This window comes from Jiella avicenniae (assembly GCF_021390325.1).
In the GTDB taxonomy this organism is placed as follows: domain Bacteria; phylum Pseudomonadota; class Alphaproteobacteria; order Rhizobiales; family Rhizobiaceae; genus Jiella; species Jiella avicenniae.
This window is the reverse complement of the sequence record NZ_JAJUWU010000017.1, coordinates 145,575-162,916: the sequence shown is the minus strand read 5'-3', so window position 1 is coordinate 162,916 and position 17,342 is coordinate 145,575. Positions and strand designations below refer to the sequence as shown.

17 protein-coding genes are annotated in these 17,342 nt (G+C 65.2%); 14 read left to right on the top strand and 3 right to left on the bottom strand.

What is annotated here, in order from left to right; translation table 11 throughout:
• Positions 1–84 precede the first annotated feature (84 nt).
• The 3 genes from LZD57_RS16990 to LZD57_RS16980 all read left to right on the top strand — a co-directional run bounded on the left by LZD57_RS16990 (position 85) and on the right by LZD57_RS16980 (position 3,624).
• On the top strand, positions 85–1,149 hold the full coding sequence (locus LZD57_RS16990) for an aldo/keto reductase (RefSeq protein WP_233720671.1): 1,065 nt from the start codon (positions 85–87) through the stop codon (positions 1,147–1,149).
• A gap of 427 nt (positions 1,150–1,576) precedes the next feature.
• A complete protein-coding gene (locus LZD57_RS16985) occupies positions 1,577–2,554 on the top strand; it encodes a tripartite tricarboxylate transporter substrate binding protein (protein WP_233720670.1) in 978 nt (325 codons plus the stop codon).
• 62 nt (positions 2,555–2,616) lie between these two features.
• Positions 2,617–3,624: a 2-hydroxyacid dehydrogenase gene (locus LZD57_RS16980; RefSeq protein WP_233720669.1), complete on the top strand. Its 1,008-nt coding sequence runs from the start codon at positions 2,617–2,619 to the stop codon at positions 3,622–3,624.
• A gap of 26 nt (positions 3,625–3,650) precedes the next feature.
• Here the strand turns inward: LZD57_RS16980 and LZD57_RS16975 are convergent, their stop codons facing one another.
• Both LZD57_RS16975 and LZD57_RS16970 read right to left on the bottom strand, forming a co-directional pair.
• A complete protein-coding gene (locus tag LZD57_RS16975; RefSeq protein WP_233720668.1) occupies positions 3,651–4,475 on the bottom strand; it encodes a FadR/GntR family transcriptional regulator in 825 nt (274 codons plus the stop codon).
• Positions 4,453–5,457, bottom strand: coding sequence for a dihydrodipicolinate synthase family protein (locus LZD57_RS16970; RefSeq protein WP_233720667.1), 1,005 nt, complete (start codon positions 5,455–5,457; stop codon positions 4,453–4,455). The genes LZD57_RS16975 and LZD57_RS16970 overlap by 23 nt, the downstream gene beginning before the upstream one ends.
• Positions 5,458–5,640: 183 nt before the next feature.
• Between LZD57_RS16970 and LZD57_RS16965 the strand changes: the two genes are divergently transcribed.
• From LZD57_RS16965 to LZD57_RS16955, 3 genes are all read left to right on the top strand, one after another.
• Positions 5,641–6,780: a mandelate racemase/muconate lactonizing enzyme family protein gene (locus LZD57_RS16965; RefSeq protein WP_233720666.1), complete on the top strand. Its 1,140-nt coding sequence runs from the start codon at positions 5,641–5,643 to the stop codon at positions 6,778–6,780.
• Between the two features lie 130 nt (positions 6,781–6,910).
• Positions 6,911–7,363 (top strand): tripartite tricarboxylate transporter TctB family protein, encoded by a 453-nt coding sequence (locus LZD57_RS16960; protein ID WP_233720665.1) that lies wholly within the window; start codon positions 6,911–6,913, stop codon positions 7,361–7,363.
• Positions 7,360–8,871 carry a tripartite tricarboxylate transporter permease gene (locus LZD57_RS16955; protein ID WP_233720664.1) on the top strand — a complete coding sequence of 504 codons (1,512 nt, stop codon included), beginning with the start codon at positions 7,360–7,362 and terminating at the stop codon, positions 8,869–8,871. Before LZD57_RS16960 ends, LZD57_RS16955 begins: the two co-directional genes overlap by 4 nt.
• On the opposite strand, the gene LZD57_RS24250 is transcribed toward LZD57_RS16955, so the two are convergent.
• The gene (locus LZD57_RS24250) at positions 8,771–9,358 is read right to left on the bottom strand and encodes a Rossmann-fold NAD(P)-binding domain-containing protein (RefSeq protein WP_420844830.1); all 588 of its coding nucleotides are present in this window, start codon (positions 9,356–9,358) and stop codon (positions 8,771–8,773) included. The two genes, LZD57_RS16955 and LZD57_RS24250, sit on opposite strands and share 101 nt — an antisense overlap.
• A gap of 571 nt (positions 9,359–9,929) precedes the next feature.
• Between LZD57_RS24250 and LZD57_RS16945 the strand changes: the two genes are divergently transcribed.
• The 8 genes from LZD57_RS16945 to LZD57_RS16910 all read left to right on the top strand — a co-directional run bounded on the left by LZD57_RS16945 (position 9,930) and on the right by LZD57_RS16910 (position 17,299).
• A complete protein-coding gene (locus tag LZD57_RS16945; RefSeq protein ID WP_233720662.1) occupies positions 9,930–10,631 on the top strand; it encodes a helix-turn-helix domain-containing protein in 702 nt (233 codons plus the stop codon).
• 105 nt (positions 10,632–10,736) lie between these two features.
• The gene (locus tag LZD57_RS16940) at positions 10,737–11,174 is read left to right on the top strand and encodes an SRPBCC family protein (RefSeq protein ID WP_233720661.1); all 438 of its coding nucleotides are present in this window, start codon (positions 10,737–10,739) and stop codon (positions 11,172–11,174) included.
• A 276-nt stretch (positions 11,175–11,450) separates the two neighbouring features.
• Positions 11,451–12,260 (top strand): FAD binding domain-containing protein, encoded by an 810-nt coding sequence (locus LZD57_RS16935; protein ID WP_233720660.1) that lies wholly within the window; start codon positions 11,451–11,453, stop codon positions 12,258–12,260.
• 84 nt (positions 12,261–12,344) lie between these two features.
• Entirely contained in the window at positions 12,345–12,839 is a 495-nt protein-coding gene (locus LZD57_RS16930) for a (2Fe-2S)-binding protein (RefSeq protein WP_233720659.1), read from the top strand.
• Between the two features lie 11 nt (positions 12,840–12,850).
• Positions 12,851–14,254 (top strand): xanthine dehydrogenase family protein molybdopterin-binding subunit, encoded by a 1,404-nt coding sequence (locus LZD57_RS24055; RefSeq protein ID WP_255700007.1) that lies wholly within the window; start codon positions 12,851–12,853, stop codon positions 14,252–14,254.
• On the top strand, positions 14,254–15,270 hold the full coding sequence (locus LZD57_RS24050) for a xanthine dehydrogenase family protein molybdopterin-binding subunit (protein WP_255700006.1): 1,017 nt from the start codon (positions 14,254–14,256) through the stop codon (positions 15,268–15,270). Before LZD57_RS24055 ends, LZD57_RS24050 begins: the two co-directional genes overlap by 1 nt.
• Complete coding sequence (locus LZD57_RS16915; protein ID WP_233720658.1) at positions 15,267–16,154, top strand: AAA family ATPase; 888 nt, start codon at positions 15,267–15,269, stop codon at positions 16,152–16,154. The genes LZD57_RS24050 and LZD57_RS16915 overlap by 4 nt, the downstream gene beginning before the upstream one ends.
• Entirely contained in the window at positions 16,151–17,299 is a 1,149-nt protein-coding gene (locus LZD57_RS16910) for a vWA domain-containing protein (protein ID WP_233720657.1), read from the top strand. The genes LZD57_RS16915 and LZD57_RS16910 overlap by 4 nt, the downstream gene beginning before the upstream one ends.
• Positions 17,300–17,342: the final 43 nt, after the last annotated feature.

Sequence of the window (17,342 nt, the reverse complement as noted above, 5' to 3'; positions counted from 1 at the left end):
GACGGCGTCCGCCGCGTTGGCGGGGTCCGTCTCGTCGAAGCCCTCGCCGGTCGCAAGAATGCAAGCCCCTTAAAGGAAACGAACGTGAAACTCACAGAACACAAGTCGATCTCGGGGGAGCTTTCGCTTTCGAGAGTCGGGCTGGGCGCCCTCGCCATATCCGGCCGCTTCGGCAAGGCCGACGAAACCGAGTCGATCGCCGCCATCCATGCGGCCGCCGATGCCGGGATCAACTGGGTCCACACCGCCCCCAGCTACGGGACCGGCTATGGCGAGGTCGTCGTCGGTCGCGCGGTGCGCCAGATGCCGGAAGCCGATCGCCCCCTGGTCTTCACGACCTGCACCTGGGTCTTCGACCAGTCCGACGAGGGGAACGATCTCGCGGTCCGAACGAAATCGCTCGCGCCGGAATCGATCCGCAAGCAGGTCGACGGCTCCCTCAGGCGGCTGGGCCTCGACCGGATAGACCTCTTGCAGTTCCACTGGCCCGACTACAACACGCCGATCGAGGAATCCTGGCAGACGATCGGGGAACTGATCGACGAGGGCAAGGTGCGCACCGCCGGGTTGTCGAACCATCCGCTGGACCTCATCAAGCGATGCGAGGCGGTGCGCCATGTCGACGCACTGCAGCAGCCGCTCTCGCTTCTCGACCGCTCGTCGAACGGCCCGTACTCCGCCGACGGACGCAATTCGGGCGGGCTCGACGTTTTGAACTGGGCCGAGGAGAACGGGGTCGCCGTCCTCACCTATGCGCCCCTGCAGCACGGGCTTCTGGCCGGCCGCTACAATCGGGACTCGGTGCGGGAGTTCGTCGACGCCGGCGATCCGCTGCGCCCTGCCCTCTACTGGTTCAAGGAACCGACCTACGGCCAGGCGCTCGAACTCGTCGAACTCATCCGCCCCATCGCCGCGCGTCGAAACACATCCGTCGCGTCGATCGCGATCGCCTGGGTCCTGCAGTGGAGCGCGGTGACGGGCGCCATCTGCGGAGCGAGACGTCCCTCCCAGCTGGACGCGCCGGTCGGTGCCTTGAAGATCGAACTGACCGAGGAGGACATCGAAGAGATCGGCGAGGCGATCCTGAAGACCGGCGTCGCGGCGGGCACGCCGGGCGACGGACCGGCAAGACCGATCCGCAAGGGCTGATACGAGCGGAAAGTCTGACGGCCGTCATGCGGACCGGATCGTGCCGGTTCCACTATGGAGTCGTCCGTGACGAAGGCCCGCTGGTGGGCGGGAGGCAGGCGGATCGGCGTCCGGGTCATGAAGAAGACGGAGAGCGCGCGGGCACCCCGGTCGGCGAGCTTGGCGAGATGGGTGTAGGGAAGGCCGGACGGAGATGGCGGCCTTCCCGATCGAGCCCTTCGCGCAGACAGCGGGTATGACGGACCGCTGCACTCACACCGACGCCGGCGCCCGGCCGTCACCGAAAGCGGTTCGCCCCCTTTCGTCTTGCTTGCCCCTTGACAATGGCACCCTGTCGCAACAGGCTAAAGCTGTAATATCATGTTACAGGACAGCGGGAGGCTCCGTGCTGTGGCCTGTATCGATTCTGCTGTCAGGGAGGAAGAAGATGAAATTTGCAAGCTTTGCACTGGGCGCGGCGGTGGCGGCGCTGTTGACCTGTTCGACCGCCGGGGCTCAGGAGAGCGCGGAGAATTACCCGAGCAAGCCGATCACGATCGTCGTCTCATACACGCCCGGCGGCTTCAACGATCAGGTTGCACGGCTCTTGTCGGAAGATCTGTCCAACCGCTGGAACCAGACCGTCATCGTCGACAACCGGCCCGGCGGGGGTACGGTCGTTGGGACGGACGTCGTCGCGAAGGCTGAACCGGACGGCTATACGCTCGGGATCGCGCCCTTTGCCTTCGCGGTCAATCCCGGCCTGTTCCCGCAATTGCCCTACGATTCGGAAAACGACTTCACCAACATCGCCATCCTCGGCGGAACCTTCAACGTCCTCGCCGCCAACCCGGAATTTCCGGTCAACAACGTGCAGGAACTGATCGACTACGCCAAAGCCCATCCCGGCGAGATCAACTACGGATCGGCCGGCAACGGCTCGTCCAACCACCTGTCGGCGGAACTTCTGAAATCGCTGACGGACACCGACATGGTTCACATCCCCTACAAGGGGAGCGCTCCGGCGAGAACCGATCTGATCGCCGGGCGCGTCGACGTGATGTTCGACAATTTCACGAACTTCCAGTCGCTCATCGAAGCGGGCCAGTTGAAGGCGCTCGGCGTCAGCATCCCGCAGGAGAGCAAGCTTCTGCCCGGCGTCCCGCCGATCTCCGACACCGTGCCGAACTACGAAGTGACCGTCTGGTGGGGCCTGAACGCACCGGCCGGGGTGCCGGAGCCGATCGTCGAGAAGATCAATACGGCCGTCAACGAATTCCTTCAGAAGGACAAGACCATCGAAACCTTCGCCAACCAGGGGGTGGACCCGATCGGCGGAACGCCCGCCGAAGCGGAGGCCTATGTGAAGGAACAGATGGAAACCTGGATCCCGGTCGCGAAGAAGACGCAGATGCAGGTCGACTGACCAGGATGGGCGCCTCGTCCGAAGCCACGCTCTCGGACGAGGCGCCCGATGCCGGAGCGAGCATGCCGACAGTCTTCCTGACCGACGCCATCGATCCCGGTGCCGAACGCACGCTGCGATGCCATGCGACGGTGATCGCGCCACGCGAGCCGTATGGTCTCGACGCGTTGGCGGATTTTCTCGCACGGTCCGACGTCGTCGTCGTGCGGCGTCGGCTTCCGCCCGGATTGCTGGCCGAATGCCCTCGCCTGCGCGCCGCCGTGCGCCATGGAGCCGGGCTGGACTTCATTCCGGTCGACGAGGCTTCGCGTTGCGGGATCGCTGTGACCAACGTTCCGGGGGCGAATGCGGACTGCGTCGCCGAACATGCCATCGGTCTCGCGCTGTCTCTCTGCAGACGCATCGCGGCCTTCGATCGAGGCATCCGCGAGGGGCGCTGGGGCGATCTACGCGAAGCGGCGGTGAAACTGACGACGCTCGGCGGCCTCTCGGCCGGAATCGTCGGCTTCGGTCGCATCGGAGAAAGGATCGCGGCGATCTGCCGTGACGGTTTCGGAATGGAGGTCCGCGCCGTCGCCCGTCCGGGTTATTCGGAGCGTGAAGGCGTCTCGTTCCATGATCTCGATACGGTCATGAAGGAGAGCGACGTCGTCTTCCTGGCGTGCCCGCTGACACCACAGACTGCCAAATCGATCGGCGCCGCTCAACTCGCCTTGATCGGCCCATCGGGCATACTCGTCAACATCGCCCGCGGGCCGATCGTCGACGAACGCGCCCTCCTCGCCGCCTTGCGCGAGGGAACCATCGCGGGCGCCGGGCTCGACGTCTTCGAGGATCAACCCCTTTCGGCCGACCACGAACTGAAGGGCATGACCAACGTCGTGATGACGCCCCACGTCGCCGGCATCAGTCAAGCCAGCATGAAGGCGATGAGTGCGGTGGCCGTCGCCGACACGCTCGCGATTCTCGGCGGCGAGCGTCCGAGACACCTGGCGAACGAGACGGCCTGGCCGGCGATCCGGGCAAGATGGGACGGCCTCGACCGAGTATCGGCGGACACCAAACGGTAGCGGCCGCGATGCGGCCCGAACACCGATCAGTCCGCTTGCACCGCCTGCGTACGCCTCAGCAGTTCCTGCCCGCGTGCGATGACGCGCAGTTGCGAATGTTCGATGTGCTGCAGCATCGCGGCCTTGGCGCCGGCCGGATCCTGATTGCCGATGGCCGTGAAGATCGCCTCGTGTTCGTTGAAGATTGCTCGCCTTCGAGCGCTCTGACCGAGCATGGACAAGCTGTGCGCCAGCATCTGGCCGAGGTCGATATCGTATTCGATCGCCTCCAACGCATTCATATAGTATGTGTTTCGCGCTGACTTCGCTATGCTCATGTGAAAATGGAAGTCGACATGGGCCTTGGCCTGCGTTTGCTCGATCGTCTCTTCGAAATCCTTCAGAGCTTTGTGCATCATATCGAGGTCGTCGGCCGTTCGGCGCAATGCGGCGAAGTAGGCTGCGTCCGGTTCGACGCTGCGCCGGAACTCGAGCGCCTGAAGGATCGCGACGAACTGTTCCTGCGCTTGGCCGGAACCTCCGTCCCCCGCATGGGCCAGAACGTACCAACCCGATCCCTTGCGTGGCTCGATCAGACCTTCGTCGCGCAGTCGAGCCAACGCGGTCCTGACGACGGGGCGCGAGACGGCGAAGAGCTGACAGAGTTCGCCTTCGGCCGGAAGCCGGCTGCCTGAGGTGAGCTCTCCCGCCGAGATCAAACGCGCCAGCGCCTCGTAGACCTCGTCCCCGAGCCGCCGCTGCTGCGCGGGCCTGATCTCTCGGCGAAGCTGGATCTCGGCGGGGTCCATCGTCCGCCGGGTCGTCGCCTTTCTCAACGCTTGGCCCGCCTCACTCGAGATATCCTTGCGCATCCCACGAAAGTCTTTCTTGGGCGAGCGAGGCGACTTTGTCGAGCAGCGCCTCGGAAAGACGCTCGCCATCGACCTTGAGCGGCCGCGCGGCCGAGCGCCAGTTCATGCCGTACGCGCGCAGATGGTCGAGTGCGCGATTGGCGTTGGAGAACGCATTCGCGCCGCCTTCGTCGGCTGCTTCCGCAAAGACGGCTCCGACCGTTTCGCTGATTTCGGCCGACAGGGTCCCGGCCTCCCGCCGGTTTCCGGCCTCCAACAGACGCAGGATCTCGCGCAGCTCCCGGCCGAGCGCATTACCGGTGCTGAGCAGCCATCCATCGTAGGGCCCGTCCGGTTTCAGGGCTTCCACGTAGCCGCCTTCGGCCCCCCTGACCATGAGGGTCGACCCGAAATCGGGACCACTCTTGGCGACCTCATCGATGCCGCTGCTGTCCTTGAACATGATGACCTTCGGATTGCCGGCGATCTTCGCGACGGTCCGAGGTTCGAGGGCACAGCCGGTGACCTGCGGTAGCTGGTAGACCGCCAGCGGCAGATCGGATGCGGCGAGGATTTGCCTGTAGTGCTCTTCGATCACCTGTTGATCCAGCTCGGAACCGACGGGAGGACAGACCGCGACACCCTCAACGCAGGACCGCAATCCGTCGTCGCTCCCGAGCCTCGCCTGCAGCCGACGCAATCGGTCGAGGACACCATCCGTATCCGGCCTCAAGAGGCCGAAGAGAATGCGCGACGGCGACGGACCACGCCCGACGATCGCTGCGAAGTCGATCAGCGATTCGAACTGATCGTCCGTCAGTTCCCAGCCGTCACCCGTCGAGCCGGCCAGCATGATTTGGCGGACGTCGCCGGAAATGCTCGAAAGGTGCGCGCCCATGCGCCTGATGTCGGGAGCGTCGGGGCTTTCGTCGCAATAGTGGGTCAGGAGCGGGACCCACAACAGATCCTCATTTCGGGAAGGCATTTCGACAGTCTCACTCATGCGGCGCTCTCCAGATCGGCATTCCGTTCGCAAAACAGCTCTTGCAAACCGATGGCTCAAAGATGTTATATGACATGACAGGATCTGGGAAGGCCGCCGTCAGTGCGGGGGAGCGACCGGATGCCGATCCACCCGATGCGAGGACATCGAGCTGGCTCGTCCAGCCCGAACTGGAGGACCGAAATGAAGATTCGCGCCGTGAACGTGCATCCCATCTCCCATGAGATACCCAACAATTCCGGTGCGACGATGGGCGTCGGGCGCATGGTCAAGCGGGATGCCGTGCTCGTGGAGATCGAGACGGACGAGGGTGTCACGGGGTGGGGAGAGGCCCATCACGGCAGATCGCCCGGTGCGATCGCCAAGCTGATCGACACGACCTTGAAACCGATGATCCTCGGCATGGACGCCTTCGACACGACCGCCGTGTGGCACCGCCTCTACAAGGGCCACTTCGCGACCCATGGATTCGGCGCCGGGACCGCGATCGCGATGAGCGGCATCGACCTTGCCCTCTGGGACATTCGCGGCAAGGCCTGCGGCTGGCCGATCTACAAGTTGCTCGGCGGCGGACGGCGACCCTTGAAGGCGTATGCCGGGGGGATCACCCTCGGCTACCAACCGGCCGCCGGGCTCGTCGAGGAGGCGAAAGGCTTCGTCGAGAAGGGATATCGCGCCCTCAAGCTGCGGCTCGGCGATTCGCCCGCGCGCGACATCGAACGCCTCGAAGCCGTCCGCGCGGCGCTCGGCGACGAGATCGACATTCTCGTCGACGTCAATGCCGCCTACGGCCTGGAGGAGGTTCGGCGGATCCTGCCGGTGCTCGACGCCTGCCGCGTCGGCTGGCTCGAGGAGCCGTTCCCGCCCCATGACCGGTACGCCTACGGCAAGGCCGCGGAACTGGGCCGCACGCCGATCGCGGCCGGCGAGAACCATTACACGCGTTACGAATTCGCATGGCTCATGGAGGATCAGGCGGTCCAGATCTTCCAGCCCGATCTTTCCAAGACCGGCGGCCTGACGGAGGGGCTGCGCATTGCGGCGATGGCATCGCCCCGCAAGCAGCGCGTCGCGCCGCATACGTCGATGACCGGCCTGAACATGGCCGCTTCTCTGCATTTCCTGTCGAGTATCGAGAACCCCAGCTATTACGAAGTGGACGCGACGAGCTTCAACCCGTTCCGCGCCGAACTGACCGGGCACGCGTTCCAGCCGGACGGCACGGGTTGCCTCCAGGTTCCCGACGGCCCGGGCCTCGGAGTCGAGATCGACCGGGATTTCTTGCGGCATCATCCGCTCATCGAAGGGCCCTGCTACGTCTAGTGGTGTGATCGAGACATCTGGCCCCCGCCTGTGTCGGGTGCCGAGCCAAATGTCATGGCTTGGAGCGTCGTTCGTGCGTCCGATTGGACGCACGGCGCTCCAGCTCCGGTTGTTTGGGAGGACGACGGGAATGCCTGCAATCTTCAGGGACAAGGACTTTCTCGCGGGATGCCTGTTTCTCGCGATCGGTCTGTTCTTCGCGGTCGAGGCTCCGAGCTACGGCATCGGAACGGCGCGTCGGATGGGAGCGGGATACTTCCCGCTCATCCTCGGCATCGTGCTCGCCCTCATCGGACTGGCCCTGTCGGCGCGTGCCGTCCTGCAAAGCCAGCCGGACGTGATGCCGCGCCTGTTCATTCGCCCGGTGGCCGCGATAACCGCCTCGATCGTCGCGTTCGGGTTTCTTCTCGATCGCGCCGGACTGGTGATCGCCACGCTGGCGGCCGTCCTCGTTTCGGGCCTTGCAAGCGAGGAAACCCGCTTCTTCGAACTCGTTCTGGTCGCGATCGGTCTCACCGTCGTCTCGGTTCTCCTGTTCGTCCAGTTTCTGGGCCTTCCGATCCCGTTGTGGTGGCGTCTATGAGCTTCTTCGACAATATCGCGCACGGCTTCGAACTCGCCTTCAGCTGGTGGAACCTCATCTACTGCGTCGTCGGGGTTCTCGTCGGGCTCGTGATCGGCGCGCTGCCCGGCCTCGGCGCGGTCACGGCAATCTCGATGCTGTTGCCCTTCACCTTCGGGTTCGACCCCTTGAGCGCCCTGATCATGCTGTCCGGCATCTTCTACGGCGCGCTCTACGGCGGCTCGATCGCATCGATCCTCCTGAATCTTCCGGGAACCCCTGCCAACGCGGTGACGGCGTTGGAAGGCAACGCCCTGGCGAAACAGGGACGGGCCGCCATGCCGCTCTTCATGGCCACGGTGTCATCCTTCTGCGGATCGATCATCGCCCTGATATTCGTCAGCGTGGCGGCACCGGCGATCGTCACCGTCGCGCTCGACTTCGGTCCGCCCGAATACTTCTCGATGATGCTTCTCGGCCTCATTGCGGCGTCGGCGGTCGCTGCCGACTCGCTGCTGCGCTCGATCGGAATGACCGTCGTCGGCCTTCTGATCGGCCTCGTCGGCCTGGACATCGTGTCCGGGATGATGCGCTACACGTTCGGCGTCCCGATGCTCGCCGAAGGGATCAGCTTCATCGTCGTCGCCATGGCGTTGTTCGGTTTGTCCGAAGTGATCAGCAATCTCGAACCGAATACCCGGATGGAAGTCTTGAAGCCGAAGACGGGGCTTCGGGACATGCTGCCGACCGCCGCGGAAGCGCGCCGTTCGGTCGGCTCCATCCTGCGCGGAACTGCGCTCGGAGGCTTTCTCGGCGCCTTGCCGGGGGCCGGACCGACGATTTCCTCATTCATGGCCTACACCGTCGAACAACGCGTTTCGCGGCATCCCGAACTGTTCGGCAAAGGCGCGATCGAGGGCGTGGCCGGCCCGGAGGCGGCCAACAATTCGGCCGCCCAGACCGGCTTCATTCCGACCCTCACGCTCGGCATTCCGGGCGACGCCGTCCAGGCGCTGATCCTCGGGTCTCTGATCGTCCACGGTATCCAGCCGGGGCCTCTGGTGATGACCCGCAGCCCCGATCTCTTCTGGGGACTGATCGCCAGTATGTGGATCGGCAACATCATGATCCTCTTCATCAACATCCCGTTCATCGGAATGTGGGTCCGGATGCTGAGCGTTCCTTATCGCCTGTTCTACCCGCCGATCATCATCTTCCTTTGCATCGGCGTCTTCAGCGTCTCGAACAGCACCTTCAACCTCTATCTCATGGCGGGCCTCGGTTGTGCCGGCTACCTCTTGACCAAGCTCAACTGCCCTGCCTCGCCGCTGCTTTTGGGTCTCATCCTCGGGCCGATGATGGAGGAAAATCTCCGCCGCTCCCTGCTCCTGAGCCGCGGCAGCCCGATGATCTTCATCGAGAGCCCGATCAGCGCGGGTATCCTGGTCTGCTGTCTGCTCTTCCTGATCTTCTCGATCTACTCCCAGATCCGCAGCCGTCGCCGCTCACGCATGGCGGACGCGACATGAGGCCATTGTGACGCCAGGGCTTGCGGCCGATCTCGGGCGCCTGCTCGGCCGAAAGACGATGGGGAACGATCCCTTCGGAAAGGCTCGCGACGCCTTTGGTCGACGCCGGCATGCTCGTCACGGACCCCGGCCGTGTCCGGAAGGATCGGCGTTGCGGGATTGATCGCTTCACGGATTCCACCGGTTGCCGATTGAACCGCCGGGACGCCAGTGCCGCCGGTCGCTGCCGTCTCGAGACCCGACAGTGCGGACGGGCCGGGTTGTTCTCGCGGACGATTTCCGAGAGCATTGGCGGCGCCGGCAGGCGCTCGATTCCGAGAATGAGGGCGGCGTGATCGGGATCGCCCTCATGGCGCCGCACGTGATGGCGCGCGTCCCGGCCTCCCCCGCCCGTGCCGCGGGAAACCCGCATGCCGAGATAGTCGACGCCCGCCTCGGCAAGCCGGGCCGCACGCTGGCGCGCCTCGGCCGGCCGGATCGAACTCATTTCGACGACGAGGCTTGCCTTCGCGACTCGCACCCCTGTTCGAAATTCCGCGCCCACCTCTGCTGAACTCGCCGACATTTTGCCCACACCCGGAAGCACGGCTGGAGTAGATATCGTTCAGTCTGTTTTTTCAGATATTTGTCCCCTCCCATACTTGTCTTGGACACAGTTCGGAGGTGTACTTTAAAACAATGCATGATGCCTCTGACGCCCAAGGGAACGGCCGACCTTCCGCTGGCGCGGTCACGCAAATGCCATGCAAGTTGAGAACAACAGAGACGCGCGGGGTGGTTACCGACAGCTCGAGGCAAGACCGATCGGGGCGCATCGTTTCGGACATCGCGGGACGCCGCACTGCCGTAAAGTCGTTCACGAGAAGCGACCGGGAGGCGAAGGCCTGATCGACACAAAACAACAAGATCAATGACCGGGGATGGAAATGCGGGAGGCAATTCTTCTTTACCAGGGCGATTTCGGACGCCTGTCGATCCGGAATGTCGTCGGCGATCTCGTCACGCATGCTCATCGCGACGTGCACTTGATCCTCTGGATGCGCGGATCGACGGGAGAGATGACGATCGGCAGTCGGCAGGTCCATCCGGGCCGGGACTTGGCGATCGGCGTCAATTCCTTCGAGCCGCACAATCACAGCATGATGGCCGAGGGCGAGGGCGGCCTGTTCCTGGCCTTTTATCTCGATCCCGACTGGATTCGCCAACGCAGGGGTATCGATGGCGACGTTCCGCTCTTCGTCGATCCCGCGATCCCGATCGATCCCGCGACGCACGACCTGATGGCCAATCTCGTCGACCGGCTGATCGACGGGGATGATCCGGGCCATCTCCTGCACTACGAGATCGTCTCCTTCGTCGATTCTCTGCTCGACGCTGCGGAAGCCGAACGGGCGCGGCAGCGCCTTCCGAAACGCGCACCGGGAGCTCGCGATTTCCGCATCCGCAAGGCGATCGCCCTGATGAAGGCGAATGTCACGGCCCGCATCTGCTTCGACGAGGTAGCCCGCGAGGTCGGGTTGTCGCGGCCGCACTTCTTCGCGCTCTTCAAGGAGCAGATGAACGTCACGCCGAACATCTACTGGAACATGCTGCGCATGGAGGAGGCCCTTCGCCACGTCCAGGGCAGCGACGACCGATTGACCGAGATCGCGACCGATCTCGGCTTCACGACCCAGGGCAACTTCTCGCGCTTCTTCCGCGAGCATGTGGGCGTGCCGCCGGCGGTTTACCGCTCGGCTGCGCGCTCCATGGTGGCGTGACTTTTTAAGACTGAACGATTGGACGATCCGACCCACCGATAAGTCCGGGCCGGATCGAGGCGTTAGAGAAAGGGCATCGCCAATCAACCTGGGGAACCGATCCATATGCCCACCGTCACCGTTTCGAGTGTCATCGACGCGCCGGCTTCCGAAGTCTGGGCGTTGATCCGCGACTTCAACGGCCTGCCGAACTGGCATCCGCGCATGGTGGAAAGCCATATCGAGGACGATCTCGCCGCCAACGAGATCGGCGCGGTCCGCAACTTTCAGACCGCGACCGGCGCCAACCTGCGCGAGAAGCTGATCGGAATGTCGGACGACGACTACTCGGTCACCTATCAGATCCTTCAGACGCCCGCCCCGATCACCAATCACCGCGCCACCCTGCGCCTCTTCCCGGTGACGGACGGCGACAAGTGCTTCGCCGAATGGACCGCGACCTTCGACTGCCCGCCGGAAAAGGCCGAGGCCGAGGCCGCCGGCATGGGCAAGAACGTCTTTCAGGGCGGCTTCGACGCCTTGAAGAAGCATTTCGGCGGTTGAAAAGCCAAGCGCCGGATGATCAGGCGGCGCCCCGGTCTTCGGCCGATCGCCACCGCTAGACGACACTCTCCCGAGACGCACGGAAAGGCGGGCCCCGGCAGGCCCGCCTTTTCTCGTTTCGCAAGGGACCGAAATGGCCGTCGCGCCTCGGTGACCGTTCCGGGGTGAAGGTTCCGACGCAATGATAACTGCGTCAGACCAGGCGATAAGCGCAGCTCCCTCCCAGCCTGTAGCCTTTCCTCGAAATGGCGCAGACAAGCCAAGGGGATGGAAAAAATGCTCGATCGCGTAGACGTTCCTTCCGATCTGAACGCGGCGCTGGAGACCCTTGCGGGGTGCCGGGCCGGCGCGATCCTGTCCGGCGGAACGCTGCTCATGCCGGAGATCAATACGCGGGCGACGGGTCTTACCACCCTCGTCTCGCTGAAGAAGCTCGATCTCGCCGGCATCTCGGTGAGCGGCACACGCGTCACGATCGGCGCGACGACGACGCTCGACGCCTTCGGCCGCGACGAGCGCCTGGCGCTTCTGAAGCCGGTCGTCGAATCGATCGCCTCGCCGCCGGTGCGCAACATGGCGAGCGTCGCCGGCAATCTGTTCGCCGCCCAGCCCTATGGCGACCTCGCCGTCGCGCTTCTCGCCCTCGACGCCGAGGTCGAGATCGCGGGGCCGAAGGGCAAGCGACAGGCCCCGGTGTCCGAGATCGTCAAGAAGGGCGTCGCGGCGGACGAGATCGTCACCGCGCTCACCTTCGATCTGCCAGACGGGGGGAGCTGGTTCTACGCCAAGACAATGCGGCGGAACACCAATTCGGCGGCGATCGTGTGCGTCGCCGCCCGCGTCCAGGTGGAAGGCGGTGTCGTCAAATCCGCGAGCATCGCCCTCGGCGGGGCGGGGCCGAGACCCTTGCGCGTGCCGTCGGTGGAGGCCGCGCTCGTCGGCAAGCCTCTCGATGCCGAAAGTGTCACCGCCGCAGCGGCGAAGTTCGAGGCCGATTGCGAGCCCTTCACCGACGCCTATGCCAGCGCCTGGTACCGGACGCGGGTCATTCCCGTCCACATCCGCCGCGCGCTTGTCGGAGCCTGAGCGGCCGGTCGGCGAGGCAACGCGCCAGCATTGCCCGCGCTCCAGAACGTCAACGAGATGCCGCAGAACGGCGGAGGAGGAACCATGGCATCACGGATCGTGACGCTGCTCGTCAACGGAACGCCGCAGGAGGTGATCGTCAGGCCGGGAACGACGCTCGTCTCCGTCCTGCGCGACCAGCTCGAACTCACCGGAACCAAGCGCGGCTGCGCCGACGGCTCCTGCGGGGCCTGCTCGGTCGTCGTCGACGGCAAGGCCGTGCGCTCCTGCCTGATCCCGGCCGAAACCGTCGACGAAGCGGAAGTGACGACCGTCGAGGGGATCACGCCGGTCGGCGGTCTCGGCCCCTTGCAGGAGGCGCTGGTCGAGGGCTTCGCGACCCAGTGCGGCTTCTGCAACTCCGGCATGCTCATGGTGGCGACCGCCCTCATCGCCGAAAACCCGGATCCCAGCGACGCGGACATCATGCGGGCGATCTCCGGCAATGTCTGCCGCTGCACCGGCTACCACCCGATCATCCGCGCCATCCGCGACGCCGCCGCCAAGATGCGCGGTGCCCAGCAGATCGCCGCAGAGTGAGGAGCGCCCCGATGGACGATCACATCCCTTCCGAGACTTCCGGCGAAACGCTCGATCGCAGCTATTTCTCCGACGAGAACCAGCACGACTTCAAGGTCGTCGGTCAGCCTTCGCCGCGCCTCGACGCGCGCGGCCACGTGACCGGCACGACCCGCTATTTCGAGGACAATCATTTTCGCGGCACGCTGCACATCAAGGTGTGCCGATCGAAGCGCCATCACGCCAAGCTGACGCGGATCGACCCCGCGCCGGCCATGAACGTGCCGGGCGTCGTGCGCGTCCTGACGGCCAAGGACGTGCCGGCCAACTGGTATACGGTGCTGAGACTTATCAATGTCGGGCCGAACGACGAGCCGGTGCTGGCGGAAGACAGCGTGCGCTATCTCGGCGAGCCGATCTGCGCGGTCGTCGCCGAGAGCGAGGCGGCGGCGATCGAAGGCGCGAGCCGCGTTCAGGTGGACTACGAAGATCTCCCCGTCGTTCTCGACGTGGAGGAAGCGCTGAAGCCGGACGCCCAGATCGTCAATCCTGTCCACGGCAAAAACTATTTCGAATATGAAGGTCACCCCTTTCGCCGCATCCGCTTCGGCGACGTGGAAAAGGGTTTTGCCGAAGCCGACCATATCTTCGAGCATCGCTATCAGTCGCGGCCGATCGAGCAGGCCCCGGTCGAGACCACGGGCTGCATCGTCAAGCCCGAGGGCGACGGGCGCCTCACCATCTATTCGGACACCCAGGCCTGCTTCTTCACCCTCGACAATACGGCCCTAATCCTCGACGTACCGACCGCCAAGCTCCGCGTCGTCGGTGGCACGGTGGGCGGCGGCTTCGGAGGCAAGGTCGACGTCATGGTGGAGCCGCTCGCCTGCATCGCGGCCATGCTGACCAACCGGCCGGTGAAGTTCGTCTACGACCGGGCGGAGGAGATGCAGGTCTCCTCGCCGCGCGCGGCCGAGCGCATCTACATCAAGGACGGCGTGATGAAGGACGGGCGCATCGTCGCCCGCAAGATGACCTTCTACATCGATTCCGGCGCCTATTCCCGCCACACGCCCTATGGCGTGACCAAGGCCTCGGCCCACGTGCCCGGTCCCTATTCGATCCCCAATGTCTGGGCGGACTGCCATTGCGTCTACACCAACCGCACGCCGTCGAGCGCCATGCGCGGCTTCGGCGTGACGATCGGCGACTTCGCGCTGGAAAGCCAGATGGACCGGATCGCCAAGACCCTCGGGCTCGATCCGCTGATCTTCCGGCTGAAGAACGCCTATCGCGACGGCGATACCAAGGCCCATCGCAAAAAGGTGGAAGGTGCCGCGCTGATCGAGGTGATCCAGCGGGCTGCCGAGCTGGTGGGCCACGATCTGCCGGAGGAATACCGCAAGATGTCCTCGGTGAAGCGGGAGGCGAAGTGATGGCCAAGCATTTCGGGCGCGGCTTTGCCGCCGTGAACTATCCGACCGGCATGAATCTCGGCGGCGACCCCTCGCAGGCGCTGGTTCATGCGACGCCCACCGGCGTCTTCTCGGTCGTCCTCTCCTCGGTCGATCTCGGCCAGGGCATCAAGACGATCGCCGCCCAGTGCGCGGCCGAAGTGCTCGGCCTGCCGGTGGAGAACGTGCTGGTCGACACCGCCGACACCGATACCGGCCCCCATTGCATGGGCACCTTTGCCAGCCGAGGCACCCACCGGGTGGGCAATGCCGTCATCATGGCCGCGCGGGAGGCCCGCGAGGTGATGCTGGAGGTCGCGGCGGAAGAGATGGAGGTCGACGCCGCCGATCTCGAAACCGACGGCACGGGCTTCGTCAAGCTGAAGGGCTCGGAGGAAAAGAAGATCAGCATCATGGACGTGGCGCTCGCCGCCCATTTCAAGCAAGGCCGCACCATTTCCGGGCGCGGCATGTTCATGAAGCCGCGCAACTATCCCGATCCCGAGACCGGCGCGATGGACCCCGATTCCGCCCAATCCCACGCCTGCACCGTGGTCGACGTCTCGGTCGACGACGAGACCGGCGAGGTGGAGGTTCTGAAGCTCCAGAGCGTCTACGAGCTCGGCCGCGCGCTCAATCCGGCCATGGTCCATCAGCAGATCACCGGCGGGGCCTGGATGGGCATCTCGCACGCCCTCTACGAGACGACGGAGCCCTATTATCCGGACCGCTCCCACGGGCCGGTGAGCTTCAGCGACTATCTGATGCCGGGGCCCTCCGACACGCCGCCGGTCACCAGCGTCGTCATCGAGCGTCCGGTGGCGAACGGGCCGTTCGGTGGCAAGGGCATCGGCGAGATGACGGCGAACTCGCCCATTCCCGCCATCGCCAATGCGATTTTCGATGCCTGCGGCGCGCGGGTCGAGGAGTTGCCGATCACGCCTGAACGGGTGCTGCGTGCCCTGGACGCGGCGCGCGAGACCGCCGTGGAGGCATGATCGTGGCGGCGAGCCTGCCGATGATGGAAAGCCCCCGGGCGCTTCAGGCCGAGCTTGAAACGGTGAATTATTTCGCCGATCTCGGGCTCGCGACGGCGATCTATCTCGGCGTCGCCCTCAACAAGCCGCTGCTTCTGGAAGGCGAGCCGGGCGTCGGCAAGACCGAGGCGGCGCGCGCGCTCGCGGCCGTCACCGGGCGCGAGCTGATCCGCCTGCAATGCTATGAGGGCCTCGACGCCGCGCAGTCGCTCTACGAGTGGAACTATCCCAAACAGCTCCTGAAGATGCGGGCTGGTTCCGGCGAGGCCGAGACGCTCGCCGACATCTATACGCCCGAATTCCTGCTCGAACGTCCGCTCTTGAAGGCGCTCCGCCAGCCGAAGGGCGCGATCATCCTGGTCGACGAGATCGACCGGGCGGACGCCGAATTCGAGGCGTTCCTGCTGGAATTTCTCGGCGACTACCAGATCACCATTCCCGAACTCGGCACGGTGAAAGCGGAGGTCGCGCCCATCGCCGTGCTGACATCCAACCGCACCCGCGAACTGCACGATGCCCTCAAGCGCCGCTGCGCCTATCACTGGATCGACATGCCGGAGCCCGCACAGGTGCGCCGCATCGTCGAGACCCGCGCGCCGGGGCTCGCGGCGGAGGCGGCCGAGGCCCTGGTCGAGGCCGTGAGCCGGGTGCGGGATCTTCGTCTCACGCGCCAGCCGGGCATTTCCGAGAGCGTCGAATGGGCGCAAAGCGCCATGGCGCTGGAGCGCAACGGCGAAAGCTGGCCGATGGCGCTGCGCCGCTCGCTCGGCCTTCTCATCAAGGATCAGGACGATCTTGCCCGCGTCAAGAAGGCGATGAACGAGTTCGAGGGCGCGACGTCATGAGTGCGGCGGCGGAGCGCCATATCGACGGCTTTCTCTCCGCGCTGGCGAACGCCGGTCTTGAGCCCTCGCCGCTTCGCCGCACGGATTTCCTGCGCGCCCTCACGCGGACCGATCTGCCATCGGTCACCGATCTCTATTGGACGGCCCGAATCACACTGGTCTTTCGGCACGAGCAGATTGAACCGTTCGATGACGTCTTCGACGCATGGTTCCGAAACGGCGACGAACTCGTCCGACAAGAGGTCGAGGCGCCCGAATCGGAGGAGAACGAGCGTCCGCCGGATTCAGACTCCGGCGAAACGCCGCCGCCCGCCGAAATGGGCGAAGGCACCGGCGAAGCGGCGAGCCTCGACGAATTCCTCGCCAATCGCGGCCTCGCAGAGACCGGCGAGGCCAAGCGCGACATCTGCCGCGAGATTACCGATCTCGCCCGGGGCCAGCTTCCCCGCGAGCGCTCGCGCAGGGCCAAACGCGCCTCCCGGCCGGGCACACTCGATCTGCGGCGTGTTCTATCCGAGATGCGGCGGAGCGGCGGCGAGATCGTCCATCTCGCCTATCGTGAGCGCCCCACAAGGATGCGGCGCGTGCTGATGCTGATCGACGTCTCGGGCTCGCTCAAGGCGACGAGCCCGGACGCCCTTCGCTATGCTCACGCTTTGATGAAGGCTGCCCCGCGCATGGAGGTCTTCACCTTCGGCACCCGGCTCACCCGCATCACCAGGACCCTGAGGACCGAGGACGTGGACGAGGCGCTCGAAGCGCTCTCCGACGTGATCTTCGACTTCGACGGTGGCACCCGGATCGGGCCTACCTTCGAGAGCTTCCTTTCCGACGGACGGCTCCAGACCTTGGCGCGGGGCGCGCTGGTGATCATCGTCTCGGACGGTCTCGAACGCGGCGACGTGACCGCCATGCGCGATGCGACGGGGCGGCTTTCCCGGCTCGCCCACCGCCTCGTCTGGCTGACCCCGTTGATGAGCGACTCCTCCTACAAGCCCGCGACGCGCGGCATGCAGGCGATCCTCGGCACCCTCGACCGGCTCGGCGATGCGGGCACGCTCTCGGCCCTTTGCGAGGAGGTCGCCATCCTGGACGCCAAGGTCGAGCGGGCCGCGCGCGGACAGGTCGCCGCCCGATGGGCGTGACCCCAGACAAACGCCCGCAAAGGGCCGCCACACCCAGACTTTG